The organism is Mesorhizobium sp. YL-MeA3-2017, assembly GCF_030814575.1.
Classification (GTDB): domain Bacteria; phylum Pseudomonadota; class Alphaproteobacteria; order Rhizobiales; family Rhizobiaceae; genus Mesorhizobium; species Mesorhizobium terrae.
On the sequence record NZ_JAUSVH010000004.1, the window covers coordinates 37,895 to 64,524 of the forward strand.

Below are 26,630 nucleotides of genomic sequence, written 5' to 3' on the forward strand. Positions count from 1 at the left end.
CAAGAAGGGCGCCCACGACAAGGGAGGCGAGCCCATCACCCGACGCGGACCCTCGGGATAGTCTCGCCGCAACTCGGCAATGACGAAGTGCGCTAGTGCGGCAATACCGCAACGAGGTACGCCACTAATGCCGCAATGCTGCAAAACCGCAGCGTTGTATTGCCACATTGCCGCCTTCGCACACTGCCGCAATACCGTAATAGCGCATTGTCCCAGCACCGCAACGCGCGAACACCGCAACACCGCAATCACGCACTGCCGGAATGACGAACTGCGGCATTGCGGTATGTCTATTATATTGTATGTTAGGTGCTCGATTCCACGAGAAGCAGGAGGTGGGCGTGCCAAGCGTCTTCGCCGTCGCTAACCCGAAGGGCGGCAGTGGCAAGACCACGGTCGCGATCATTCTCGCCGGCGAGTTCGCCAAGCACGGCTACTCCGCCGCGATCGTCGACGCCGACCCGCAAGGGTCCTCCTACCAGTGGCACGCGTCGTCCGTCGCGCGCGGGCTGAGCCCCCAGGGCGTCGACCTCGTCCGCGCGCCTGACGAGGGCACACTGATCCAAGCGGTCGAGCGCCTCGCCGGCTACGACGTCGTCGTCATCGACACGCCCGGATACTACGGCGAAGTCCTGATCCAGTCCGCGCTGCGGGCTGACCTCGTCGTGCTGCCCTGCAAGGTCCACACATTCGACGCGTCGCAGGTCGTCCGGACGATCCGCAATCTTGAGCAGCACGCCGCCACGGCGCAGTTGCCGATGAGCCAGCACCGCGTGCTGTTCAACGAGTACGACAGCCTCGACCGCAACACGCGCCCGCTGCGCGAGGTCGTCGCCTACCTCGACTCGGAGCACGTCCCAGTTTGCGCGACGGCGCTCTACCGCCGCGTGACCTTCCGCACGATGACCAGCGGCTTCGGCACGCTCTACCAGATGAGTGACAAGTTCGGCACGCTCTACCAGATGAGTGACAAGGACGAGTCCGTGCGCAAGGCGCGCTACAACGCCGACCAGGTCGTGCGCGAGCTGCTCGCCGCGAGCCAGGGCGCGACGAACGACGAGACCGCCGCATGAGTGACGCCGCGCCGAGCGAGAAGCCGGACCGGCCTCCCCTGCCCCGCGACGCGTTTCGCGCGCAGCGCGTCGGGGCCGCGCCCGCCCAAAAGACCGTGCTCCAGCCAGTGGTCGTCACGCCGTCATACGACGACCCAGTCGCTTCGGCGCCGCCCGCGCAAAGGAGACCGTCGCCGGAGACGGGCGAGCCCGGCCAGCCGAAGAAAACCCCTCGGCCGCCGCGCGACCGCAATCGCAATCCGTTCGAGGCCTACGGCGAGCGTGCGTCGTCGCGGCCCTACGCGCTGCGCTTGCCCGACGCGATTGACCTCGCGCTTCGCCAGCTCGCCGCCGAGGAGCGCACGCAGCCTTTGCGCATCGTCGACCGCGCCATCCACGACCTCCTCAAACGGCTCGGGCGGTTGCCTCCTGTCGACGAACCGTAGCCGCCGGCGCAACGAAAGCGGCCGCGCGGGGACAAAGACCCCTACGCGCTTTCGTCCGGGAAGGAAGGGGACGATAGCTTTCGTGCGGCGGGGACGTCTTTTCGACGTTGCGAGGCGCCGAGCGCCATCAGCATCGGCCAAACCGAGAACTGGCCGGCCGAGGCGCGTCGCGCCAATGTCCTCAGGTAGCCGCCGGGGTTCCTGATGGCGCTGCCGCGTTGCAGGATGAGGGCGAGCGTGACGCTCGCGGGGCCCGCCCCCATCGCAGCGCAGGTTTCCTCCCAGGCGCTCGGGCTAACGCCGAGCAACGGGCGCACGATCGTCGCGGTGTCGGTGACGTCGCGCGCCGTGCGCAGGCCGTGGCGAGCGTAGTCGACGAAGTCGGGGCAGGTCTCGGCAAGGAGCCGGACGGGGACCGGCGACGCGGCGTTGTCTTGCCGATCGGCATGCGAAGTTTCAGCGCCGGGAGTGTCGCTAATGTTCGGATCTTCAGCCGCCGGCCGTTGTGGCTCCGTCCCAGCGTCAGGATGAGTTGCAGGCGCGACGTGGCTTTCGAGGATGCCGAGGATCCGTTTCGACAGTTCGATCAATGCTAAAGCGAGCGGCTCCAGCGTCTCTCTGCGCGAGACCCGTGGTCGGCCGTCGAGCAGGTCCCTGAACTCGCGGTGAAGCGCCGGAAGGTCGGCGTCGACGTTATGCTCGACGCCGTACGAGAGCATCTTGGCGATGTCGCGTCGGGCGAGCGTGATCTGCTCGCGCAGCGAGTCCGCGGCCCGGCGCTCTTCGATCATGCGGGCGGCTCGGTCAGCCAACTCGTCCGCGCTCGCCACGAACGGGCTGAGGTCGAACCCGAAAGCCTGCTCGATGCCGCCGCCGGGCGCGCGCCTGGCGTAACGCTTTCCGTTCGGACTGTCTCTTCGGAGGATGAGGCCAGCGTTCACGAGGGCCGCGATGTGCCTGCGGAGCGTCGACGCGGGGATGCCGTGCGACCGCACCGAGAGCTCCCGGTTCGACGGGAAGACGACGAGGTCGTCCGACCCGAGCGTGAGAACCGTGTCCGGGTGGAAGCTCAGCAGCGCATTCAGCACCGTGAGCGACCGGTCGGAGAGCCGGAGCTCGGCCCTCGCCTCGCAGACGTGGCGGAACGTCTTCCACTTGTGTGCGGCCTTGCCGGCCGGGCACAGCGTGACGTCCCGCTGCGCGCGAAGTGCAGTCGCGGACAGCGGCCGCGGCCCGAAGGGGGCGGTTGGATTGAGGCCAGGCATCTGCATTCGCGTCCTCTCTTCGCGAGAGCGCGTGGCAAACAAAGACCGTGGCGTGAAAACGCGCGAGTCTCTTGATCTGTCGGGTGGCGCGGGCTAGGATGCTGTAGCGTTTACGAGGCACCGCTGGCGATTGGCGTCGCCAGCCCGCTCACCCTCTTGAGAGACCCGGCTCTGCCGGGTTTTTCTTTGTCCGAGCGCGCTCCTGTTGTTGAATCGAATCCGTCTATTATATTGAATGTTAGACGACAGTCCAACGTGTGAGTTACACGCGCGGGAGCGTCCATCTCGGATCAGCGAGGGACACGATTGACTCGATGAACACGAATGTCTCCGGCCGGAAGGCCGCCCACGCGGCCCGCGGCAACACGCTGCTCGTCGCCTTCCAGGATGCGCTCGAGCGCCTGCGCAGGGAGATGGGCCTGACGCGTTGCGCGTTCGCGGAGCGTCTCGGCATCCCCCGCTCGAGCTACTTCCACCTGATGACCGAGGCGGCGAACCCGAGCCTCGACTACATCGAGCTGATCGCCGAGCGCGCCGGCGTCGAGCCGATCGCGTTCCTGGGCAAGGCCGGCCAAGGCACGCGCCGATTCAGCGGCGGCGCGCGCTAAGTCGAGTCGCCTCAACAAGAAATTCGCTTGGTCAATGTCCAATATTCTAGACTTTGACAAAGAGGTGTGGTGATGCTGGGGCGTGCCCAACGCGTAGCAGAGCCGGCCGAGATGTCGCCCGTCCGAAAGCCCCAGTCTCTCGATCACTCGGTCCTGAACGAGATGCTGGCGATTCGGATGCAGCAACTCGAGATCGAGAACGGCGGCGCGGAGGCGTTCCTGGCCAAGACGGGGCTCGCCCGCCACACGTACTACACGATGGTGCGCGGCATCGGGAATCCGACCATCCGGACGATCGAGCGCATCGCGTCGAGCCTCAACATGAGCGTGTTCGAGCTCCTGGGCTTCGACGTCGCCGACGCGCGCCGCGCCCTGAAGAAGAGCGGCGTCAACTACGACGAGCTGATGTCGGCGATCACCAAGAAGAACCGCGCCGATCGCGCGCTGGCGCGTCAGACGAGATCCCGGAAGCTGCCGTCCTGACGCTCGGGGGAGCGACTGGGGAGGCTCGCGCCTCCCCGTCGCCGGCCTACGCGGCCGAGCGCTCCGCAGCCTGGGCGAGCCGGCCGAACTCGACGCCGATCAGGTCGACGGTGTAGATCCGCTGGCCGTCGCGCTCGTAGCTGTTCTGCCGCACCCGGCCGCGCACGTGCACCAGGTCGCCCTTGCTGACGTGCTCGTTCACGTAGTCCTGGATCGACTTGGTGAAGATCGTCACCTCGTTCCAGTGCTGGTCGTCCTTCCACTCGCCGCCCTTGTCCTTGAAGGGGTAGTTGGCGCAGACCGTGACGCGGACCGTCTTGCCGACTTGCTTGATGGTCCCGACGCGGCCGATGAGGGTGAATTCGGCGATGTTGCGCATAGTCTCTCTCCATCTTGTGGGGCTGCGCCCCGTTGCGATGGCGATCCGTCATGGCCGGGAAGGCGGCACAGAGCCGGAGCCCGCGAGACGCGGGCGGAGGGCGAGCGCAGCGCTGCGCCCCGTCAGGCCGTGAATTTTGGCGCCGAAGGCGCGTGGGCGAGGAATGCCGACGGGCCCCGCTTGCGGGTGGCGGCAGGGGAAAATTCTCGGGCGCAGGGGCCGCCGTGCCGACGACGGCCATAGGAATCCAGCCATGCAACCGGGAGCGCTGCCCGACGGGAGAGGCGAGCAGCCGTCGCCGTGCCGCCATCGCCCCACGTCGGGCCAAAATTCGGCGGGAAGGACCTGCGTTGTCGATGCAAATCCCTCAAGGACGTGGCGCCAGTGAGAACACGCTGCGCTGGACCTTGGAACGATCCCAGCAATCGACGGCACGTCGAACCGAACCAGCAACAGCGACCGGTCTCCATGCGCTCTGGCCGAACGGCAGGAGAGTTGCGCAAACGCCGGGGCACACCCCGAACCCGGCCCGCGGGATCCCGGCCCAACCGCCGCGAACCTCGATCCCACCCGCCGGCGCCGGGCGCGCGCCTCCCCTCGAGACCGCCACGCCGTCACGCCGACCGCTTGGTGCGCATTTGGGCGTTGACCTGCGACATCAGGATCGGCCCGAGCGAGAACTCCCCGGCCCTCGCCTTCTCGGTCAGGCCGCGCAGATAGCCGCCGGCCGATCGGATGGCGGCGCCGCGCTGGAGGATGCACGCCACCACCACGGCGGCCTGCATTTCGCCCATCACGGCTTGCGCCTCCTCCCAGGCGCTGGGGCTGATCCCGAGCATCGACCGCACCACCGTCGCCGTCGCCAGTAGGTCACGCCAGCTCGAAATCCCGCCCTTCGCGTAGTCGGCGATGTCGGGGCAAGCCTTCATCACCAACCCAAGGGGATAGGCCGTCTCGGCAACCCTCGGCGTTTCAGGCTCTGGCACTGCCCTCGCCGCCCGGCTTCCTCGAAAGCCAGGTTCAAGATCAATTAAGGGGTCTGGATTTGAATTCTGTATATGGCGCTCACTTCGGGACTCATTGGCGCTCATATCTTGTGTTTTGACGTGGCTTTCCAGCAAGTTGAGGACGTCGTCGGCGAGTTGCGAGAGCTCCTCGGCCGCCCCCTCGAGCTGGATGCGGGTCGCCGTTCGCGGAATCCCCTCGACGATCGAGCGGAAGCCTGCGTGGACCTCGGCCCAATCCGCAGGCCCCTGCCCTCCCCTGCGGGTCGGAACGCCCTCCTCGATGCCCGTTGCGATCATCTTGGCGATGTCGCGCCGGCACAGCGTGATGCGCTCGCGGGCGAGCTTGATCGCGCGCGCTTCCGCTTCCACGGCCGCCGCCAGGCTCTCGAACTCCTCGGAGCGGACCACGAGCGGCGAGAGGTCGAAGCCGAACGCCAGCTCGATCTCGCCCGATGCGCCCTTGCGCGCGTAGCGCTTGCCGTTGGGGCTGTCGCGGCGGACGATGAGGCCCGCGTCGACCAGGACCGCGAGGTGGCGTCGCAGCGTCGACGCCGGCATGCCGTGCGCGCGGAGCGACAGGAGTTGGTTCGAAGGGAAGACGACGAGGTCGTCCTCGCCCGTCAACGCGGTCTCGGGGTGGAACGTGAGAAGCGCGTTCAGGACCGACAGCGCGCGCTCCGTCACGCCGAGGCTCGGCCGAGCCCGGCAGATCGCCTGGTATATCTTCCACTTGTGTACGACCTTCTCAGGCGGGCGCGACGATGCCGCGATCTGCGTTGCCACATGGGCGAGCGTCAGCGATCGCCGCCCAAAGGGCGTCGTTGATTGATACGGTTCCATGTCTTTGCCTCGGTCAGGGCAAAGGAAATCTGCTCGCCAGAACGACGCCGTCTCGATTGAGACTCTTGACTATGATTCGCGGAAGTGATTCTCTGTCAGTCGCCAAACATTGAGAGAAGGCTTCCGGGACGGTGACGTTTTGGGGGCCTTTTTCTTTTGCCGGTTTGATTCCTTCAGATGGTGGTTTGCGGAAACGGATTGTCATCTGACAATCCGCTTAGATGCCTGCGAATCGCTAGTGTCCTCCTTTCTCGTCTCCGGTGTCGGTGCGGGCCTCCTCGGCTTCGAATTCCTGGATCAGTGCAGGAAGACGCTTCTCGATGAAGGCGGCGAATGCTGGCTCGTCGGTGGAAAGGCGGAGGCCCTTCTTACTCTTCTCGACCCACCCGACGGCACGGCCTTTGGGCGTGCTTAAAGCGGACCTACGATCGGTGCCGCTGCTAGACGAACTGACCGCCGCAAGCACCTGATTGAAACGCGCGTTAGTGTCCGCGCGTAGAAACACCTCCTGCTCCGTCACTTTCCTCGCGCGTTTGAGCGCCGAAGCATCGGTCAGCTTCTCGGCCAGCGCGAGCCAGCGCGGGCGTCCTATTTTCGGCGCCGGACCGATTGCCGTGATGAGCGCTGGCGTGATGCCGCTCGCGACCGTGAACAAGCGCGAGAGTTCGGGCTTGTCGACGCCCAGCGCGAGCGAAACCGTATCTCGATCGAAGCCATGGCCGTTCAAATTAGCGGCGAACAAGGCGCGCTCGATAAAAGAGAGATCTGCGCGCGGACCGTTCTCTTGCGCTTGAGCGATGATCAATTCTCGATCGGACAGCTGGCGAACAAATGCTTTCACGGGCCGCCCAAGTTCGAGCGCGGCACGCAACCGGCGGCGTCCGTACGCGATCTGGTATCGACCTTTAGTTTCGGGATGGGGCCGAACCAGGATCGGCACCTGCTGGCCGTTATCCGCAATCGCCGACTTCAATTCGTCAAACGCCGGATCGTGCTCCGTCGGAATGCGATCAGTCACGAGTGAGGCGTCAATCAGCTCACCCTGGAGCTCGACACTAACCTCACCATTGGCAAGCTGCTCACGCAGTGATTTGGCGGCAGCGGCTTCGCTGCCGAGTTGCTGCAATTCGAGGCTCATCGCGCGCACCGCGCCCGACGAACGCTTCGCCGGCACGGCGGCGCTCTCGGTAGGAGTACCGCTCATCATTTCGCGTAGTGCGTCGCGTCCCTTCATTGCGCCGGTCTCCCCCACGCTTCACGTACGAGCTTTTCGATCTCGCGATTCACGTCGTCCATCGCTTCGACGGCGCGATCGTAGGTTTGTCGATGCATGGTTTCCCGACCCGCTTCGTAGATCGTTTGCTTAGAGAGGCCGGCGTCAGAGACCGCAGTCGACTTCACCATCATCGCAGTGAGCACGCGTTCGTTGAACAGACTGCGGAGGAACGCGACGATCTGGGCCTGCGGGCCATCGTTCGGCTCGTAACGCGTCATCAGATAGCGCAGCCAGTCGTATTTCAGGTTGCCACCGTGCTCACGGACGACGCTCAACAAATCGGACGCCATCGCAAGAAACTGGTTCATCGACGCTATGTCGAGCATCTGAGGGTGGACGGTGATGAGAACCGACGTCGCCGCGCATAGCGCAGACAGGGTCAGGAAACCGAGCTGTGGCGGGCAGTCGATTACGACGATGTCGTAGTTTGCGTCGACCGTCTCGAGCGCCATCGCAACACGGGCGAAAAACAAGTCGCGCGGGTCACGGTCGGTCGACGCGAGCATCTTCGGTGTGGAATGCTCGAACTCGTGCAGCTCAAGATTGCCTGGGACGAGATCGAGGCCCGTGAAATACGTTGGCCTGACGATTTCTTTGAGAGGCCTCCGTTGCTCGTCATATCGAATAGCGCCGTACAGCGTTTGATTGTCGCCGACGTCAAATTCGGGCTGGTAGCCAAAGAGCGCCGACATCGAGGCTTGCGGATCGAGGTCGATCGCAAGAACCCTATAGCCGCGCAGAGCAAAATATTGCGCAAGGTGCGTTGCGGTGGTCGTCTTCCCCGATCCACCTTTGAAGTTGGTGACAGCAATGACTTGGAGATGCTCGTTTCCGCTGCGGAAGCGCCCGTAAGAGGGCTTCGCCTTGGCGAGGTAGGCTCGCAACGCATGGACCTGATCCAAGGAATAGGAAAGCCGCCCTTGCGGGGTCTTCTCGACTTCTGGCGCTTCACCCGAAGCTGCGAGATGCCGTAGGTAGCTGTCGGTCACGCCAATGAGTCGCGCGACCTCACCGCTGCTGAACCGGCGTAGCGTTTTTTTCGCCTCGGGGGGAAAGAGCTTCTCGCGAAGTGTCTGAAGTTGGGCGCTCAATGCGTGAGCGTCCGCTTGAATGAGCTGATCTATTGCGCGCTCAGTAGACTGTTCCGCAACAGCGTGTTTGGGGCTCGACATCGACATTCACGCTTTCTGAGGCGAATCACTTCATTTACCGCAAATGATCGCGAGTCGGGGCCGTACGTCAAGGATTATTGGGTAAACGAAAGGTTAACGCCAGCGGAGCGTCGCTCCGGGAAAATTGTCAGCTGACAATTTCTCTCGTCCGACGGACTGCCCAGCAGGAACGAATTGTCAGCTGACAATCGTTCCGCCGGCCTAAATGCCGCCAACACTAGCGTCGCCGGAAGATCGATTGCCGGCCCGATCCGCGTTCCGGGAGAACACGCCGAAGCCGCGTCGGCCCCAAGCTCCTAGGAGCCACCGCATCGAACGGCCCCCTACAAGCCGAGCCGAGCCGCCCTCCCCTGCGCGCGCTCCGCCTCGTTGTAGTAGCTCGCGGCCTGCTGAACGGACCGGTGCTGCGACTGCTGCATCGCCTCGGGCAACGCCACGCCCTGCCGCGCCGCCTCGGTGAGATACCCCGACCGGAGCCCATGGGCGGCGAAGTCCTTCGGGTCCAGCCCGGCCATCAAGCACCGCCGCTTGACCACCAGATTGATCGACTGCGGCGTCAGCGCCCGCTCCTCGATCGCCTCCCAGCGGTCGATCGCGCGGAAGATTGGACCCTTCCGGATGTCAGCCCGCTCGAGCCATTCCCGCAGCGCCTCGACCGGCGGCCCGACCAGGAACACCCTGCCCTCGTCGTCGGCGTCGCCGGTCTTGGTTCGGCCGAGCTGGATCGAGACGCACGGCAGCGCCGGCGACTTCGGGTCCGTCGGATCGAGCGGGACGGCCGGCTCGTCACTCAGCTGCTCGACCCGCAGCCGCGCCACCTCGCTGCGACGCCGCCCACCGGAGGCGAAGGCGAGCAGCAAGACGGCGAGGTCGCGGGTGTCCGCGAGCCGGTCCGTCGCGCACGTCGCAACCAGCCGGTCGAGGACTTCGCGCGTCACGGCGCGCTTGCTCTTTCGCCGGCGCGGTCGCGGCGAGGCCCGCACCGCGAGGCGCACGGCCGAGCGCAAGGCCGGAGAGCCGAACGGTCCCTCGATTCCCTTCCAGCGGTGCAGCGTGCCCCAGCTCGCCAGGCGGCGCTTCACGGTGCTCGGCGCGTGCGGCCCGGTGCTGCGCAGCAGACTTTCCAAACGGAGCGCCGCCGCGACGTCCACCGGCATGCCGTGCCGCGGATCGGTTTCGCGCTGTGCCGGGTCCCACAGGTGGTGCGCCACGAACTTCAGCGCCAAGGCCTCCGTCGCCGGCCACGGCAGAGGAGCTCCGGTCGTAGCTACCGCCCAGCCCTCGAGGTACGCCAGGTCGGACGCCAAGGCCCGCAGGCTGTTCTCGCCCATGCCCTCGCGCGCGAGGTGCTTGAGTGTCGCGACGTCGTCGTCGGTGAGGAGCTGCGCCAGCCGGTCGCGCCGGTCCATCGGCAGGATGGCCGAGAGTGTGTCGAGGTCCAGGGCGCGCCGGGATTCGGCGTCGAGGGATCGGCCTTTGGCGATGTCGTCCATGGTGAGCCTCAGAAGCCGTAAGGTCGCTCGGCCCAGCGCAGCAGCACCGCCGCGTCCGGGTCAGGAAGGCGGACGCGCTGCGCCTTGAGGCCTTCCGCGATCGCGAGGCCGACATCCGGCTCGACCCAGTGGCCGTGGGTCATCAGGAAGAACCAGCCGAAGGGCAGGCCGACCTCACCGTCGACCGCCTCGATCCGGTCCATGAGCTGATGGACCGACGTCTCTGGCGTCATCAGGAGGCGCTCTTTCGGCATCCTCAGCGGCCGCGGGATGAAGCCGACCTCGCGCTCGCCCTTGTGAGTGTAGTCGCGGGCGTCGAGCGCCCAGTGCGCGAAGACGCGTTGCGACCGGGCGCTCGAGTCCTCCCAGTCTCGGAAGAAGCGCAGCTCGCGCGGCACGAACTCGAAGTAGTCCGGCACCAGGTCGAGGAAGGGGGTCTCGCGCGTCGCGCCGCCCGGTCCGGTCTCCCGGACGACGCGCCGCTCCATCTCGGGCCGCTTGGCGTCGCGCTTCTCGCGCTCGATGCGGCCGCAGCGGTCGAGGAAGCTGCGGACGTGGACGAAAGCGCCGCCGGCGCGGTCGAGGAGGCGGTAGACCGGACCGGCGAGGCGGTCCGTGTCGGGCAGGGGATCACGGCGCGGCCAGCTCGGGTCGAGCAGTTCCTGCTCACCCCACGGGCGGTAGTCCGGGTTGACGACCGGGCCGGCGCGCCACTCGACCTCGCGGCCGAGCGCGATCTGAATGTAGTCGGCCGGAGCGGGGCCGGTCGGCGCGAAGACGAAGGCGCTGGCGCCACGCCACTCGGTGATCTGCAGGCCGGTGTCCTTCAGGCGCTCCCAGGTCGCCTTGACGTCGCCGCCATCCTTGGCGAGCTCGCCCGTCATCCACGGCCGCAGCTCGCCGACGCGCGTGCCGTCCGGCTGGATGACCGATCGGGTGTCGCGCCAGTAGTCGTCGTCGACCCGGGCGAGGCTGAAGTCGAAGCCAGGGAAGGCGGCGGCGAGGGCGGGGACGAGGTCGGCGTCGATCGAGGCCGGGTCGAGGCCGGCCAGTGCCGCTTGGATCGAGGCCGAGTCGGGCAGGCGGACGGGAGGAGGGGTCATGGCAGGACCTCTTGCGGGATTAGCGGGATTTCCGCACATTTCAGGATGAAGGAGAGCGCCGTATGGGCACACGGACAGCGGGCGAGGCATCTAGGGAGGGTACGCGCGCGATCAGGCGGGATCGACTCGTCCAGCGCACTATCGAGCTCACCGAGCCGGAGATCGCCGCAATCGAAGCGGCCGAGATGGCGTCGGACCCCGAACATCCCGCTCCCTCCGCCGCCAAGCAAGACGAAGACTAGAGCGGGTGCCTCGGAGACCCGCGCTTGAACTTTATCCCGATTTTCGCTATTTTGGCGGAAACGGAGATTTCTCATGGCACCCGTCACGCTCAGCGCCAGCGAGTTCCAGGACCGGGTCGGCGAGGCGCTCGACCGCTCGCTCAGCCAGCCGGTGCTGATCACCAAGCACGGCCGGCCGCGCAACGTCGTGCTGTCGTACGACGAATACGAGCGGCTCAGCGCCCGCGACCGGCGCGCGGTCAAGGCCGAGGACCTGACCGACGAGGACATCGCCGCGCTCGAGGCGAGCGAGATGGCACCGGGGTATGAGCACCTGAACGCCGAGCTCGAGGCGAAGTGAGCCTTGAGCCGAAGGTCGGCTGGCTCCTCAGCTACAGCTACCTCTGGGCCGACGAACACAAGCGCGGCGCGGAGGAGGGGATCAAGAACCGGCCCTGCGCACTCGTCGCAGCGACCCGCCGCGACGGCGACCGCATCGTCGCGATCGTGGTGCCGGTGACGCACAGCCCGCCGGCCGACCCGGCAACCGCGATCGAGATCCCCGCCGTGACCAAGGCGCGCCTCGGGCTCGATGCAGAGCGGTCGTGGATCGTCTGCAACGAGGCGAACGTTTTCGCCTGGCCGGGTCCGGACCTGCGCGCAGCCGGGCGCCAGACGCCGCCGAGCGTCTGGTACGGGCCGCTGCCGCCCAAGCTGGCGACGGCCGCGCGGGAAAAACTGCGGGAGTTCGCCAAGGCCGGCCGGCTGCGCCAAGTGCCGCGCACCAAGTGACGGCTGCCTGCGGCGGCCGACGGCGTCCGGAAGAGGGCAGGGGGCTGGCAGCGTGTCCTCACGTCGATCGGAGGCCCGGCGGGCGTGATGTGCCGGGCTGAGCGCGGCCAGAATCGTTGATTTGCGATTCTATGTCCAACACTATCGATAAGGGGTTGTTATCGATAGTGAGAAACGTGCGCCAAAAGGCATCGCTATGACGGAAGCGAAAGTCGTGTTAGCTTCCGTTTCCGCGATTCCCGTTAAGGTTATCAAAGCGTTGAGCCACGCCTACCAAATCCCCGACGCGCTGCCCTGGAGCCAGGTCGCCGGACCGCTGGCGGCCGCCGAGGATTCTGTGGCGCGGCTGGATGAGCGCCTCGCCAAAAGCCCAATCCGCGAGGGCTGGGCCGCGCGCACGCACTTCACCGATGCCTGCGCCAGTCTGTGGCTGGAAGGCGAGCTCGTCCACCTCGACGACCTCGTTCTCCACGACGCCGGCATGGACGTCCGCACGCCGACCCACGAGCTGACCCGCGCCCACGCCGTGCTCCGCGCCCGTCGACGCATCGCCGAGGCAAAGCCCGATTGGGCGCTGTCGGCAACAGGCCTCGCCGGATTGCGGGGCAGGGAAGGGCGCACCCGCGAAGCCGAGACGAGCGATCGGGATGATGGAGACGATGGGCTTCGCCTCGATGACGGGGATGACGCGGCAAATGCGCCCGAGCCGCTCCGCCTAGCGGCCGCGGACGAGCGGATGTCAGAGGTCTTCGCCGCGGTCGACGCCGCGATCGCCCAGACCGACCGCACGCTGGCCGGTGAGGCCGTGACGCGGGCGCGGCGCACACGGGAGCGTGACCCGCTGGTCTATGATCTCGATTGGGACGAGGACGAACGGCTCGACGCGTGGCGCGCCGTCGTCGAGCAGACCCGCACGCTGCCACCGACGTTGGCGGCTGCGGTGGCTGCCGACGCCTGGTCCGCGATCGAGCCGCTGCAGCACACGCCGTGGCTCGGCCGACTTCTGGCGGCCGCGCTGTTGCGGGAACGCGGCAAGGCGCGCGCCCACCTTGCTTGCCTGCACGACGGCCTGAAGGCGATCCCGCGCGAGCGGCGCAAGCCGCACGATCGCGCTGGCCGCCTCGTGGTCCAGCTCGAGGCCATCGCCGCGGGAGCCAAGGCCGGCCTGAAGGACCACGACCGCTGGCTGACCGCCCGCACTCTGCTCGCCCGCAAGCTCGCCGGCCGCCGCTCCACGTCCCGGCTGCCGGCGCTGCTCGACTACGTGCTGACGCGGCCGATCGCATCTGCCGGCATGATCGCAGAGGAATTGGGAGTCACGCCGCGTGCCGTCCAGGACATGGTCGCGGAGCTCGGCCTGCGCGAGGCGACCGGCAGGGGACGATATCGGGCGTGGGGAATACTTTGAAGAACTACACGCGACAAAGTCGACGGCGGTAGAGTGTGATTCGAAATGTCATTGCTCGCCGCCACCCAAATCCCAAAACCCGCTGACGAACAGGCGTTCGAGCGCGCCTCAATCGTGCTTTGGCGCGGCCTTCTTGATGACCCCAACGTCCAGCGAAACGGTCGTCGCGGTCAGCGCCAGAACGGCGTTGACCTGTTCGGGGTGCGAAACGGCGATCCGGCCCATCACGTCGGAATTCAATGCAAATTGAAAAGCGACGGCCACGCGCTAACCGCGGACGAGGTCCGCGAGGAGGTCCGTAAAGCGCTGACGTTCAGGCCGGATCTCCGGGAATACTTCATCATCACGACCTCCCCTGATGACGTTGCGCTCCAGGAATTGGTGCGCGAACTCGCGCTTGAGCAGAAGGCCAAGGGCCGCGCCATCCTGATCTACGTCTGGGGCTGGAACACGCTCGAGGAGCGGATCAGCGAAAATGCAGAGGCGCGCAAGCAGTTCGATCCGGACTACGGCGCGTTCAGCGAGCGCATTCTCGAGCAGGTTGAAAAGGTCGCGCTCGTCCAGGAAGAGACGAAGGCCACTTTCGAAACCGGTTTCTCCCGTCTCGACGCCCGATTTGCGAGACTGGAAAGCATTCGCCTCGCGCCGGGCGACTCGACAAGCGGCACGAGCGCGCTCGAAGCGCAGCTGGATGCAGAGATCAGCGAATACCGCGACCTTGCCAACGCCGGCAAACCGCGCACCGCGCTACCACTGCTGGAACGCCTGCTCGCGCGCGTCGAACACACGGCGTCCGGCCGTATCAAGTTTCGGATCAAGGCAAACATCGGCTCGTGCGTGTTGGCCTTGGGCGACGACGAGAAAGCAGCGCGGCTACTGTCTGATGCATACGACCATGCGCCGACGGAGCCGAAAGCGGTCGCCAACAAAGCGTTTTCGCTTCTGCTGCAAGGCCGGTGGCAGGAGATGTTGGCGTTCGGGAAAGGCGCACTGGATGCCGATCCCACCAACGAAGGCGTCGCCGGCTACCTTGTCCAAGCTGCGCGCTTCGATGCCTCCATTGGTGATCCGATTGACCTCATTCCGCCCCAGTTGAGGGGAACAGCCGCGGTCGCAGTCGGTCGCGTCGACGCGCTTCGCCATAGGGGGATGATGCCGGCGTGGTGGGAGGCCGCGCGGCAGGCGCTCGCCGCGCATCCGGATGATCGCCATGCGCGGCTGTTTGCGGCAGACGCGGACCTCGATGAGATTTTGCGTGACGAGAAAGTGCAGCACGGCCATCTGCTGACGCTTGAGCAGCGAGCGCGGGTCACGGCAGGAACCGGTGTCTTACGCGGCGAGTGGGACCGGGCTCGCTCCTCTGAAGGCGCCGTGCGGCCGGAAGACGCCGCTGTCTGCAGCAATCTCGTTGTGGCGTACATCGCCCTTGATGATCTTCCCGCTGCTCTTGAAGCCGCGCGGCAGGGTCTCGCGGCGGCACCGCAGGACGTGGAGCTCGCGAAGCGCGCCGCATTGGCAGCCGTCGAAGGGAACGATGACGAACTCACGCGCGATCTGCTTGGGCGCCTCCCTGCCGGACCTGACGCGACCATTCTCGGTTTTCGCTACCACGCGGCGCGCGGCCACTGGAGCGAGGTCGCACGGATAGGTCGTGACCAGAGCGACTCCATTCCCGATGTGGAGCGTAGACTTGTTGTGACTGCCTGCCGACTGGCAGAGCTGAAGATTCAGCGGCCGGACGATCTAGAAGCGAAGATCACAGCGATCGCCGAAGAGGCCCACGATGATGCGCGCGCCAGCATCGTCGTCGCAGACTTTGCGCACATGGAGGGCTTGGAGGCCGTCGCGGACTCTGCTTTTCGTTCGGCGCTGCAGTTGATCTCGAAGGACAGCCACATATCCGCACGGCTGATGGTTGCAATGCACGCCGCGCGCCGTGGCGATGCCGATATCGTCGCGGACCTGCTCGACGGGCATGTTGCGGAAGATCACGACAATGACGCACTCCGATCGCTCGCTCGGGCCCTCGTCAATGACAGTCCGATCCGGCAGCGAGCGATCCGCTTCTTCGAGAGGCTTCCGGCCACGATCAAGAGCCTCGAGTTCTATCTCCATGCAGAGGGCCTTCTGCACTACAACCGCGGTGCGCTGAAGGAGGCGGAGACGTGCCTTCGACAAGCGATAGCACTCAGTGCAGATCTGACGAACTACCTGACGCTCTTCTCCACGCTCCGGCGACAGGATCGCCGTGGCGAGATCAAGCCCATTTTGGAAGGGATCGATCTCTCTACTGTGAAAGGGACGGCCGGTCAGAAGATGTACCTCGCCCAGGCGATGTTCGCTGAGGGCCTTCATAGGCCGGCGCTTGAATTTGCGTATGGCGTGCTGCAATCGGCCAAAAACGATCCCGATGCCGCACTGCGCTATTTCGGACTGATGATGTTTGATCTCAACGGTCGTGAAACGCCGCGACCGACGGTGGTCGGGCTGGACGCTTGGGTTAGGCTGGGAGGCACCCATGGCGAGTCAACAGACTTCGTGATCGCCGACGGACCGGATCGGCCGGCAGATCGCGTGGTGAGTCCCAAACACCAGCTTGCGGCTGCAGCCATGGGCCTAAAGGTCGGGGAGGAGTTCACCGTCAAGGCCGCCTTCGGCACGGACGCGGTTTGGCGTGTGGCGGAGATAAAGCACAAATACCTGCACGCGCTGCACGACGTCATGGAAACTTTTCAAACGCGTTTCCCCGACGCGAAGGGTTTCTACACCCTCAAAATGAAAGAGGGCGATGTTCAGCCTGCGCTGGATGAGATCAAGAGGGTCTCCGAGGGAAATAGAAAGCTCGCTGATCTCTATCTGCTGCAGCACTTGCCGATGGGCATGGTGGCGAGCCGACTCGGAGGTGACGCAATTAGTTTCGCCGACTATGTCCGATCGCTCGATCACGACATTGCTGCCTGCGTTGGCACAGCACAGGAACGCGACGCCGCTCAGGAAGTGATCGCGCAGCACCGTGCGGCCGGCGTCGTCTTGGATACGTACACAGCCTGGACCGTCGCGACTCTAGACGCATTCGACGTTCTGATCGCGGTCTTCGGGAAGGTGGTGATTCCGCGGTCCTGCATCGATGAGCTTCGCGCGCTCCGCGACAACAACGAGTTCGGCGGCGAGGACCGGTCGATGACGATCGCCTGGCACGACGGACAGTATGTTCGGCAAGAGCATACCCGCGCGGACGTAGAGGCGCGACGAAACTTCATTTCTGCTCAGATCGCAAAGATCGAGGAACATTGCGCGATCATTCCCGGCGCAGCCCCGGATACAATGTCTGAACTTGCTTCGATGCTGTCCGAGACGTTCGGAACGGACGTACTTGACGAGGCGTATGTCGCGCTGGAGGGGTACGTCCTCGTATCGGAGGATATGTACTATCGACAAGCGGCGACGGCGGCTGTCAGCAGCGAAATCAAGACAGTCTGGCTCCAGCCAATCTTTGCCTTTGCAAGGAAGGCGTCACTGATCGACGCGAAGCGCCAAGCCGAAATTACGGTTAAGCTGGCCTGGCGGCGGCACAGTCACCTCTCGCTCGACGCCGAAACATTATTGAACGTACTGCACGCGGATACAAGCGTGGAGCTTGCCGACTACCGGGCTGCCAGCGCATTCATCGGCACTCGCAATGCCGATCTCATGTCGCATCTCTCGGTCTCTCTCGCGTTCCTGCATCAGATATGGCGGAACGGCACTGCCGCTGAGCTTCGAACCATGCGGGCAACAGGCATACTGTTGGAGCAATTGACCCGTTTTCGGAGTAACGACTGGGCCCTGGTGCTTGCGCTCGTCGAGGACCGAGCGTCATGGGACTTACGCGAATATATCGACCGATGGGTGACCGGACATTTCTTGGGGCTCGACAACTTGCGGCGGGCCGAGCGCGAGCTTGTGGCGATGCGTGCGGCAAATCAGTCCCAAGCGCGTCCGCGGCGAAGGGCGAGCGCGCAGACGAAGGCGGCTCCGAGCCCGGAACACCGATAGGTCAGAGCGCCGGGCATTAGAGGCGAGATGCGGATAGAAACAGAGGTTGTTGACGGCCCGCTGGCGCTGCGAATGCGGCGGCTCGATGCCGCTCGCGCGGGCGCCACCGGCCGCCAGATCCTGACGCTTCCTCTTCTCGCCGCGAGGCTTGCTGGGGGATTTATCGCGCCGGCGACGCAAGAAATCCTATATCCGGCCATAAGGCAGGCGCTGGAGGCGGGCGGATACGAGGACATCGATAAGGTTTGCCAATTGCCTGGTATGCCCGCAGCTGTGCTATCCGCGCTTCGAGACTGGTGGGACATGGAGGTCCCAGCCTCGTTGCCCGACAATGCGCGTCTCAGAGACTTCACCTTGCTCGAGCACCGCGTGCGAGGCGCGCTGCCGCCCGGAATGCTGTCACCACCCGATCTGGTGAAAGCAGCCCTGGAGCGCGTTCATTTCGCGCCAAAGTTGGTCGGAGCGGTGACCATACAAGGCGTTCCGGACGTCAAGCCCATTTGGCGTCCGCTCATCGCGGCGCTCGGCGATGTCGTGCCGGTGCGATGGATTGCATCGCGACACAGCGGACGGTCCTGGTTTAGTGGAGAGATCGAAACGCACCCTCCAGGAGCAGCTTCGCTTCTGTCCGTCGATCTCTGTGCCGACCCACGAAGCGAAGTGCGGGAAGCACTGCGCTGGGCACGCATGCTGGTGACGACCGAGAGAGTCCCTCCCGATCAGATTGCCATCTCATCCGCTTCGCCCACGGCCTGGGACGATACATTTCTGGTTCTCTCGCGCGAAGCCGGGCTCCCCGTGCATTTCACACACGGAATCCCAGCGCTTGCGACCCGCGAAGGACAGACCTGTGCTGCCCTCGCGGACATCCTCTTACGTGGGCTGTCACAGGAGCGTGTGAGACTTCTGTTTGCCCGTCTCCCGCGTAACCCAGCCAAACAGAACCTGCCTGCTGACTGGGCCAAAGGCTTGCGCCGGAGCGCGGCGCTGACAAGCCCAGGGCTTTGGCGGCATGCGCTTGAGCAGACGCGCGGCGAGCGCGTCGATGGCGACCTTGCCGAACGCGCATTGTTGCCGATTCTTGACGAATTGGCCCGCGGCATTGCATCAGCAGACATGGTCGGACGCCGTCTCTTGAAGGGATCGGCACTCACCTTGTGGCGGGACGCTTTGCGTATGGCTCCCCCGCAAGCCATCGAGCTCTCCTTGCAGGCTCTACGCGTCGCCGATGGACGCGAGCCAGGAAATTCGATCGCGTGGGGACCTGCCCGTCACGTCGCGGCCGCGCCACGCGCTCATGTTCGCCTCATTGGGCTCGACGCGAACGCGTGGCCAAGACGGTCGAGCGAGAATGCATTGTTACCGCAGCACCTTCTCGGACACCTCCGACTTCCGTCTGCGGACGCAGCCGAAGGCGACCAGGTGATGCATGACATTATCATCGACCAATCGCAGAATTACACGCTGTCGCGCGCTTACAGAAGTGCGACGGGCTCCCTGCAGGCCTCGAGTATATTGTGGCCGAAGGATCGCGAGCGGGTTGTGGGGCGCAGCGCGATCCCTGCACACGCCTTCAGCGAGAGCGATCGTCTCTACGCGCGCCCCGTTGACGCCGGTAAGGACTCGCAGGTGCGCGCAAGTCGTGCCTGCTGGCACGCATGGTGGGACGGCGAGCAGCACACCACACATGACGGGCGGGTCCGTCCCGACCACCCGCTTATCGTCGAGGCCCTCGCCGAAGTTCAATCCACGACGTCGCTCCACCGGCTTCTCTGCGATCCGCTGGGGTTCGTCTGGGAATACGCGCTTCACTGGCGCGCGCAGAACCTCGACCCGCAGCCGCTTGCGCTCGATCATCGCTCGTTTGGCGAACTTGTTCATGCGCTCATCGGAGGCGTGCTGCGGGGCGGCGTCCCCCGCACCGGCGACGAGATTGGGATCGCCCTGAATCGAGAGGCGGCGCTCCTGACCGGAACCTGGCCGATAATTAGGGCCGTCCCACCGGGCCTTCTTTGGGAGCACACCATCGCAATGGCCCGCGAGCGCGCTTTTCGAGGGCTCTCAGACGCTCTGGGCGAAGATCGCGGAGCGGCCTGGACAGAGCTTTCCTTCGGTGAACCTCGGAACGAGCCTCATCCATGGACCACACTGGCGCCCGTCGCTATCGGACAAACCGGTGTTTCCTTCCGAGGGCGGATCGATCGCCTTGACCAAGATACGGCGCGCGGCGCAGTCGTCATTACTGACTATAAGGTTGGAGCAGCGCCTGAGCGAAAGAAGCCAGTTGTGTTCGATCGTGGTGCTGAACTTCAGCGGGTCTTCTATGCGCTTGCGGTGCGGTCCCTTCTTCCTGATGCTCGAAACGTGAGTTCGCAGCTGACGTACCTTAAGCACGACCCTGCGCGCACCCTCAGATTGATGAACGAAGAGCTTGAAAACGCCATCGACCACGCCGTCGCATTCACCGCGGCAGGTGTACACCTGCAACGCAGTGGCCAGATCGCCCCCGGTCCAGCGCCGGTGTTCTTCGATCCGCTTTCGATTGCTCTGCCGACGGACGTGGATACGTACCGTCGTGTGAAGCGCCGTGTGTTTGCCCAGGCGAACGCAGCGCTCGACAAGCTCTGGAGCAGCCCGTGAGCGTGCCCGATCTCAACGCCCGCAGGCGCGTACTCACCGATTTCGAATCCAACATGCTGGTCGAGGCCGCCGCGGGCACCGGCAAGACGTCGTTGATGGCCGCCCGCGTCGCGATGATGGTCGCAAACGGGATTGATCCTTCAAAGATTGCCGCGATCACCTTCACCGAGCCTGCGGCGAGCGAGCTTGAGGCGCGGATACGCTGGACCATCGACGAGCTCCGCAATGGACGGCTGCCGCCCGCCCTATCCGGGATTGTCTCGTTGCCCCTGGACAAAGCTGCAAGCGCGCATCTCGATTTGGCCACACCACGCATCGGAGAGATCACGGCAACGACGATCCATGGGTTTTGCCAAGGCATCCTTCGTTCGCACGGGATCGACGCCGGCCTGGACCCCGGTTCGCGCGTGATCGATGAGACCATTGCCGATACCCTCTTTGATGAAGTGCTTGCGACCTGGCTGAGGGAGATGCTGGGGCGCGGCGCCCAACAGGACGGTCCGGTGGCGGTTCTTGCAAAGGACGATCCACTGGGCGTGGTTGAGCGGCTGCGCGAGCTTGCAGACCTTCGCCGAAAGCATCGCACCGCGACAGCGCCATCGCCGGATTTCTCGACTCGGCCGGACCGCACGTTCGCCGACGCCGTCAGCACATTTTCCCGCTGGCACGCGGCGGGACCCAGAGAGACCGGGACAGCGGATCTCATAGTAGATCTCGAGCGCCTCGCTGCGTTTTTCAATGGCGATCACGCGCATGCCGGATTTTCTGCGCTCTGGCGCCTGACTAAACCGCCGCGCATCAACATGATGCGGCAGAAGAGCATCGACCTTTTGCCTTACGACAGAATGCGCGCCTGGAGGCAGGCGCTCGGCGAATCAGACGGGCGGCGTCGAGGACAGGAAGCAGCGGAACGCTACGAAGAGGTACGAGAGGCTTACCGAACCCTGATTGGCTCCATTGCGCAAAAGTTGGTGCACGAACTGGCTGCGCATCTAACCGGAGTGATCGATGCTTATGATCGGCGCAAGCGCGAGGCGGCCGTCCTCGACTTCGATGACTTGCTGCGGCAGGCGCGCGCGCTGATCTGCGAGAACCCCGATATTCGCGCCTGGCTCGCCGGCCGCTATGCGTACCTGCTGGTCGATGAATTCCAGGATACCGACCCCGTGCAGGCGGAAATCGTTTTCTGCATCGCCGCGCAATCCCAGCCCGAGACTTGGAGCAGCGCCGTCTTGCGACCCGGTGCGCTGTTCCTCGTTGGTGACCCCAAACAGGCGATCTATCGCTTTCGCGGCGCTGACGTGGAGTCCTACGCGCTCGCCAAGTCCGTCATTACGAAGGCTAAGAATGGCTGCCTGCTTGCGGTCACGGCGAACTTCCGGTCCCGCCCGGAAATTATCGCGCACGTGAATCGCGTGTTTCAGGACGTTCTGGAGAAAGCAGGCCAGCCGGGATTCGTACCGCTCGCGCCGACCCTCGAACTGCCGGCATTGCCTTTCGCGGCGGCCGCGAAACTGACCATCGACGTTCAGCGAGACGCGAACGCTGAGGAACAGCGCGAAGCGGAAGCGTCCGCCGTCGCCGAGCTGTGCGTGCGCCTGATCGGCGCACTGAAGATCAGTCGGCCGGACGGGACGCAGCGGTATTTGCGCGCAGGCGACATCGCGCTGCTCGCGCCGACACACACCGACCTTTGGCGCTACGAGCGTGCCCTTGAAGGCCGGCGCATTGCGGTGGCTTCTCAAGCGGGCCACGCGCTATTCCGGCGCCAGGAGCTTCAGGACGTCCTCGTACTTATTCGCGCGATCTCGGATCCATTGGATACGCTGGCCTTCGGGGCGCTCATGCGAGGTCCCGTGGTCGGGCTACGCGACGAAGACCTCCTCGATATCACGGCGGCGCTCTCTCCCGACCAGGACGGTCGCCGGCGCTTCCAGCTCCGCACGCCGTCGGACGAGGTGGTCCATCCCCTCGCCAGGGAGGTTCTGGTGAAGCTTCAGGCGCTTCATCGCTTTGCCGCAGAACTCACGCCGATGCAGCTCGTCGCCTTCGCGATCGAGCGCCTTAACTTGCGAGTGGTCATGGCCGCACGGCACAGCCAGCGGAACGCGCGTGCGCTCGCGAACCTTGACGCTATCGTCGAACTCGCCAGACCCTACAACGTAGCTGGTCTTCGCGCCTTCGCGCTCGATCTTCAACGCGGGTGGCAGGGCAAACGTCGCCATCCGGAGGGAAGGGTCGACGCGTCCGAAGACTCGGTGGAAATTGTCACCATGCACAGCTCAAAGGGTCTCGAATGGCCCGTTGTCATTACGGTGAACTCATCGACCCGCTTCAAGCCTCAGGACCAGTTTGTATATCGGCAATCCGACGATACGATCCACTGGATCGTTGGAGGCATCGAACCGCCTGCGCTCGCAGCAGCCCGCGAAGAGGAGGAGTTTAACGAGGCACGGCAGCGCGAACGGCTCTGGTATGTCGCGACGACGCGCGCTCGCGATCTGCTGGTGATCCCGGAGCTGCCGGGCGCACCCTCACGCTCATGGTCGAGGGTCATGAATCTCGGGCAAAAGGAGCTTCCCGAAATCCAAGCTGACATCTTGCCTGATCCCGTCCCGAGCGTTCTGCAGCGCATCGCCAATGATCAGACTGAGACCGTCTTCGCGGCCCAAGGGGAGACGTTGGCAGATGCGTCACCGCCGATCATATGGGACCGACCAAGCGAACGCGATGCGGATCGCGGCGCCGAGATCGTGGACGCGTTTGTTATCGACGACGCGCCGCATGCGCTGCCGGAGATCGATGGCGCGGGCGCGCTGCGCGGTTCGATCCTGCACAAGCTTATGGAAGAACTCCTCACTGGCGAGCTTGGATCGACCCGAGACCAGGCGGCAGCACGCGCGGCCGAGCTGCTCGTCCAATTGAAAGCGAACGTCCGCGATAAGCCGGATGAAGGAGGACCCGACGCGCTCGAAATGGCGGAGACGGCCCTGCGCACGTTGGCTCTCCCTGAGCTCGCACCCTTTCTCCACCAACTTGTTCCCGAAATTCCGGTCTGGGCGGCAAATCCACCGCACTACCTCGCCGGGCGCGCAGACGCGGCCGCGATCAAGGAGGGCCGCATTGCGCTCATCGTCGACTGGAAATCGGACGTAAATCCGACCCCGGGGGCGCATGGCGCGCACGTAGCGCAGCTGCGCGACTACCTTCGCGTCACGAATGTGGAACGGGGTGCCGTCGTCTACATGACCCCAGGCCAAGTATCCTGGATCGAACGCACGTAGCGTCACCAGGGCGGATTCAGTATTGGTGTCGGAGTGCAGACAACCACCCGGCGCGAGCCGCGTGTCATCGCGACGTAGAGATTGCGCGCGTTGAGCACGCCGGCGTTGAGGACGACCGAGATGTCGGCTTCGAGACCCTTTAGCAACAGGGTGCTTCCGACGGAACGCCTGGCAAGCGGCCGGCCAATCAGCCTGGACTGTTCCCGGATCGTGACCGTCGCGTCTCGGAACGATGGTCCCCCAGCCGAGGCCGCTAGTTGCAGCGCTCGTTGCGCGGCCGCCAGCACCGCGGGGCGGTAGCATCGGACGCCGCCCGCACGATTGATCGCGGCGAAGAGATCGGCGACCCCCGCGAGCGATTGCGATGCGTCGAATTTCACGGCCGCCTGCTCGATGTCGGAAAGGGCCCGGCCGAGTTTGCCTGCGCGCGCTGCCGCGACCGACCGCACGAGGTCGTCTGCGGAAAAGGCGCTCATCAAATTCTCTGCGAAATCGGCCACGACGGAGAGCGCACCCGGGCTGGCGAGATCGAGCGCGCCGCCGAAATCAGTCAGATCGCGCAGGTCAACGGCCTCCACGGTCACCGCTCCCTCGACTTGCCGAGCGAAGCGGCGCTGCCCGCGGGGGTCGGTGCTGTCACCAATGATCAAGACCTTCATCTCACCCGGCGCGTGCACAGCGGCGGCCGCTTGCCGCAGCGAATCGTCTCGTCGGCCGTCGAGCTGAACCCATTCGACGCCGCTGGGCGCGGCCCGAACGTCGATCGGCTTGCCGGTCGCCAGACCGGGCCGTATGGCCAGCAGCCAATTTCCCAGGTCGTCGGCGCCCGCGTTGATCCATCGCCAAGGGGTCGCGAGTTCTCCCGCAACCGGAAAAAACGGCACGACGTCTGTCTGCCAGTTCGCCAACGGATCGCCGCCGAATCCAAAAATCGACTGAAAGGGATCTCCGACGATGGCAGTAGGCAGGCTTTGTGCCAGCCATGTTACGAGGGAGTGCTGGCGGATCGAACAGTCTTGGTACTCGTCGACGAATAGGTGCGAGAAGCTCGCAGCGAGGATGTCGTTCAAGTGGCCGGCAGCGACGAGCCGCGCTGCCGTGTCGCGGATTGCTTCGTAATTCGGCCGGACTGCGTTGATGATTCGAGGATCGTGCGCCGCGCGTTGCGGAAACGTTGAGATCAGCCTGATGGCGAAGCCGTCGAGTGTGGTGGCGCGATAAGCGCTTGGCCTCACGCCAACTCTATCGAGGCGGCCACGGAGCGCCGCGACCCCCGCGTTGGTGTGCGTCAACACCAAGATCGGCTTTGACCCGGCGTGTCGCGCGAGAGCGTCGGTGATGAGTTGGGTCTTGCCGCAGCCCGCCGGAGCGACCACCAGCCCGCGGCTTATCGAACGCAAGTCGATTTCAGCGGCTGCCATCTTCGACCCAGTCAAGAACGCCGTCCATGACGCTGGTGAGGCTGCCGTCGGCAGCGGCGTAGGCAGGGCCCACGATGGTCCGCCCTGCCGTCTCCATCGTGCTGATTGTCTTTAGCCATCCAAAGCGCGCTGCGGCGTTCCCCAAAAGAGCGCGGCTGTCGGGAGACAGGCCGTCTATAACTGCTTCCGTCTCCAGATCGCCCAGCGCCTTGGAGCCTCCGGAAATCGACTTGATGTGCGCTTCAATCAACGCGCGGTCCTTCGTCTCGATAGCGAGCTCAAGCAACTCGTTCGCAGGACCGTCCGGCAGTGCAGCGAACAGCTCCTGCTCGAGCGCGCGCCCGGCGGCCCATGCGAAGACCCTGCCGCCGCCCCTGATAAAAGCTGCCTCGGCCGCTGTTGGAGCGGGCTTGTCGCTGTCTCTTAGAATGGCGATCCGATAACCGAGGGACTGCAAAGCGAGAGCGCGGCTGAAGGTTTCGTCGCCGTTGCCGTTGACCAAGGCCGCACCGCAGGCGGACAGTGACGTCTCCCCGCTCGCGGTGAAGTGCTGGTCCAGACCGCGCATCAGGCCGATTTCGCTTCCGCCCTCGCACACCACAATCGAAGACGCGAGCAACGCGTGGGCGTGAGCGCGGATCGTACCTTGCACATCTCCAGCATCGCTCGCGCGGCTGACAGTATGCTGTCCGCTCTTCGCGCGGACGATTTGAAGCTGGTGTGCGCTCAGCTCGGTGACGGCGATCGGCGAGTGGCTCGTCGCAAAGACCTGCAGCGGCGAGTTCTCTTCCTTCGCGCCCAGTGCAGCGAGTAGTCGTATGATGCGGTGCGGCTCGAGTCCGTATTCCAGCTCGTCAATCAGAAATGTGGTAACGTTCTTTGCTGCTTTGCGCTGCAAGGCGGCGATCAGTAGGCGCGACGAACCAAGGCCGAGCGCCCGTAGCGGCACGCCCTCCTCGTCATGGAGAGAGATGGTCCCGCCCGTGAAGGTGACCGAGCCGGCATCGATTAGCGCCTGCACAGCGGCGCCAACGGGTACACCCATATCCCCGGCGGCTGCCTTGACGATCTTGAGCGGCTCCTCGAGCTCCTTGAGCTCCTTTTGGTCGAAGGTGTCGCGCATCTCACGCGCCGCGCGGGTCAGCTCCTTCGATGCGTCTGTCTTGCCGTCGGTGAGTTTGGTCAGCACGGATCCGCGTCGCCAAGTCAGATGCGTGTCGCCGGTGACGCCCAGCCTTGCGGGAGCGATGCGTGTGCGATCTGCCCAGTTGAGGTTTCGGACCCGACCTGCAGCCTGTGCGCGCGGCGAGATGAGCGTCCACTCCGGCTCAAGGTCGTCCTGGACAGTGAGCTGCAGAGTCAGCGCGGTTTCGAGGCCGGCGCCCGGCTCCGGTTCTACCAACCCGGTAGCCACATCGAAGCCCACGAGGAAGTCGCCGTAGGCGTCAATGTTCTTCAAGGGATCGTCCAAAGCGCCGAGAGTAAGTGCAATGCGGATGGGATGACCGAAATCGAGAGCGTGAAAGTCGGCGTCAGTGAAGGAGAGCGACCGCCGAGCGCCGAGACAAAGGTCGATCGCATCAAGGATGGTTGACTTGCCGCTGTCTCCCGGCCCGATCAGGCAATTTATCCCCGATCCCGGTAGCCAGCGAAGGCCTTTGACCGCCCGGAAGTTTTCGATCTCAAGTACCCGAACCAGCGCCAT

Annotated in this window: 19 protein-coding genes; 10 read left to right on the forward strand and 9 right to left on the reverse strand. The window is 64.9% G+C overall.

All coding sequences use genetic code 11. The features are described from left to right. The first annotated feature begins 341 nt into the window (after positions 1-341). Together QFZ88_RS29165 and QFZ88_RS29170 are read left to right on the forward strand one after the other, a co-directional pair. Complete coding sequence (locus QFZ88_RS29165; protein ID WP_179654552.1) at positions 342-1,073, forward strand: ParA family protein; 732 nt, start codon at positions 342-344, stop codon at positions 1,071-1,073. After that, a complete protein-coding gene (locus QFZ88_RS29170; RefSeq protein WP_179654554.1) occupies positions 1,070-1,498 on the forward strand; it encodes a hypothetical protein in 429 nt (142 codons plus the stop codon). The genes QFZ88_RS29165 and QFZ88_RS29170 overlap by 4 nt, the downstream gene beginning before the upstream one ends. Before the next feature lie 41 nt (positions 1,499-1,539). Here QFZ88_RS29170 and repC (QFZ88_RS29175) read toward each other — a convergent pair whose 3' ends face one another. Continuing rightward, positions 1,540-2,769: a plasmid replication protein RepC gene (gene repC / locus QFZ88_RS29175; protein ID WP_307420969.1), complete on the reverse strand. Its 1,230-nt coding sequence runs from the start codon at positions 2,767-2,769 to the stop codon at positions 1,540-1,542. 308 nt (positions 2,770-3,077) lie between these two features. On the opposite strand from repC (QFZ88_RS29175), the gene QFZ88_RS29180 reads away from it, so the two are divergent. Continuing rightward, positions 3,078-3,371 (forward strand): helix-turn-helix domain-containing protein, encoded by a 294-nt coding sequence (locus tag QFZ88_RS29180; protein WP_179654556.1) that lies wholly within the window; start codon positions 3,078-3,080, stop codon positions 3,369-3,371. Positions 3,372-3,443: 72 nt separating this feature from the next. Continuing rightward, entirely contained in the window at positions 3,444-3,854 is a 411-nt protein-coding gene (locus QFZ88_RS29185; protein WP_307420974.1) for an XRE family transcriptional regulator, read from the forward strand. A 46-nt stretch (positions 3,855-3,900) separates the two neighbouring features. Here the strand turns inward: QFZ88_RS29185 and QFZ88_RS29190 are convergent, their stop codons facing one another. From QFZ88_RS29190 to QFZ88_RS29215, 6 genes are all read right to left on the reverse strand, one after another. Then, positions 3,901-4,233: a single-stranded DNA-binding protein gene (locus tag QFZ88_RS29190; RefSeq protein ID WP_179654558.1), complete on the reverse strand. Its 333-nt coding sequence runs from the start codon at positions 4,231-4,233 to the stop codon at positions 3,901-3,903. Positions 4,234-4,847: 614 nt separating this feature from the next. Next, on the reverse strand, positions 4,848-6,080 hold the full coding sequence (gene repC, locus QFZ88_RS29195; protein WP_179654560.1) for a plasmid replication protein RepC: 1,233 nt from the start codon (positions 6,078-6,080) through the stop codon (positions 4,848-4,850). Positions 6,081-6,315: 235 nt separating this feature from the next. Beyond that, positions 6,316-7,314, reverse strand: coding sequence for a plasmid partitioning protein RepB (gene repB / locus QFZ88_RS29200; protein WP_179654562.1), 999 nt, complete (start codon positions 7,312-7,314; stop codon positions 6,316-6,318). Further along, on the reverse strand, positions 7,311-8,528 hold the full coding sequence (gene repA / locus QFZ88_RS29205; RefSeq protein ID WP_179654608.1) for a plasmid partitioning protein RepA: 1,218 nt from the start codon (positions 8,526-8,528) through the stop codon (positions 7,311-7,313). Before repA ends, repB begins: the two co-directional genes overlap by 4 nt. A gap of 323 nt (positions 8,529-8,851) precedes the next feature. Then, complete coding sequence (locus QFZ88_RS29210; RefSeq protein ID WP_179654564.1) at positions 8,852-10,021, reverse strand: site-specific integrase; 1,170 nt, start codon at positions 10,019-10,021, stop codon at positions 8,852-8,854. Positions 10,022-10,029: 8 nt separating this feature from the next. Next, the gene (locus QFZ88_RS29215) at positions 10,030-11,124 is read right to left on the reverse strand and encodes a hypothetical protein (protein WP_179654566.1); all 1,095 of its coding nucleotides are present in this window, start codon (positions 11,122-11,124) and stop codon (positions 10,030-10,032) included. A gap of 315 nt (positions 11,125-11,439) precedes the next feature. Here QFZ88_RS29215 and QFZ88_RS29220 point away from each other — a divergent pair, with 315 nt between their 5' ends. From QFZ88_RS29220 to QFZ88_RS29245, 6 genes are all read left to right on the forward strand, one after another. Further along, positions 11,440-11,706 (forward strand): type II toxin-antitoxin system prevent-host-death family antitoxin, encoded by a 267-nt coding sequence (locus tag QFZ88_RS29220; RefSeq protein ID WP_179654568.1) that lies wholly within the window; start codon positions 11,440-11,442, stop codon positions 11,704-11,706. Beyond that, the gene (locus QFZ88_RS29225) at positions 11,703-12,137 is read left to right on the forward strand and encodes a hypothetical protein (RefSeq protein ID WP_179654570.1); all 435 of its coding nucleotides are present in this window, start codon (positions 11,703-11,705) and stop codon (positions 12,135-12,137) included. Before QFZ88_RS29220 ends, QFZ88_RS29225 begins: the two co-directional genes overlap by 4 nt. A 196-nt stretch (positions 12,138-12,333) precedes the next feature. Beyond that, positions 12,334-13,545, forward strand: coding sequence for an RHE_PE00001 family protein (locus QFZ88_RS29230; protein WP_179654572.1), 1,212 nt, complete (start codon positions 12,334-12,336; stop codon positions 13,543-13,545). Between the two features lie 45 nt (positions 13,546-13,590). Then, positions 13,591-17,580 carry a PIN domain-containing protein gene (locus QFZ88_RS29235; RefSeq protein ID WP_179654574.1) on the forward strand — a complete coding sequence of 1,330 codons (3,990 nt, stop codon included), beginning with the start codon at positions 13,591-13,593 and terminating at the stop codon, positions 17,578-17,580. Between the two features lie 27 nt (positions 17,581-17,607). Then, a complete protein-coding gene (locus tag QFZ88_RS29240; protein ID WP_179654576.1) occupies positions 17,608-20,220 on the forward strand; it encodes a PD-(D/E)XK nuclease family protein in 2,613 nt (870 codons plus the stop codon). Continuing rightward, positions 20,217-23,504: a UvrD-helicase domain-containing protein gene (locus QFZ88_RS29245; protein ID WP_307420982.1), complete on the forward strand. Its 3,288-nt coding sequence runs from the start codon at positions 20,217-20,219 to the stop codon at positions 23,502-23,504. Before QFZ88_RS29240 ends, QFZ88_RS29245 begins: the two co-directional genes overlap by 4 nt. A gap of 2 nt (positions 23,505-23,506) precedes the next feature. On the opposite strand, the gene QFZ88_RS29250 is transcribed toward QFZ88_RS29245, so the two are convergent. Then, positions 23,507-24,925: a UvrD-helicase domain-containing protein gene (locus QFZ88_RS29250; protein ID WP_179654578.1), complete on the reverse strand. Its 1,419-nt coding sequence runs from the start codon at positions 24,923-24,925 to the stop codon at positions 23,507-23,509. Continuing rightward, positions 24,912-26,630: an ATP-dependent nuclease gene (locus QFZ88_RS29255; RefSeq protein WP_179654580.1), complete on the reverse strand. Its 1,719-nt coding sequence runs from the start codon at positions 26,628-26,630 to the stop codon at positions 24,912-24,914. Before QFZ88_RS29255 ends, QFZ88_RS29250 begins: the two co-directional genes overlap by 14 nt.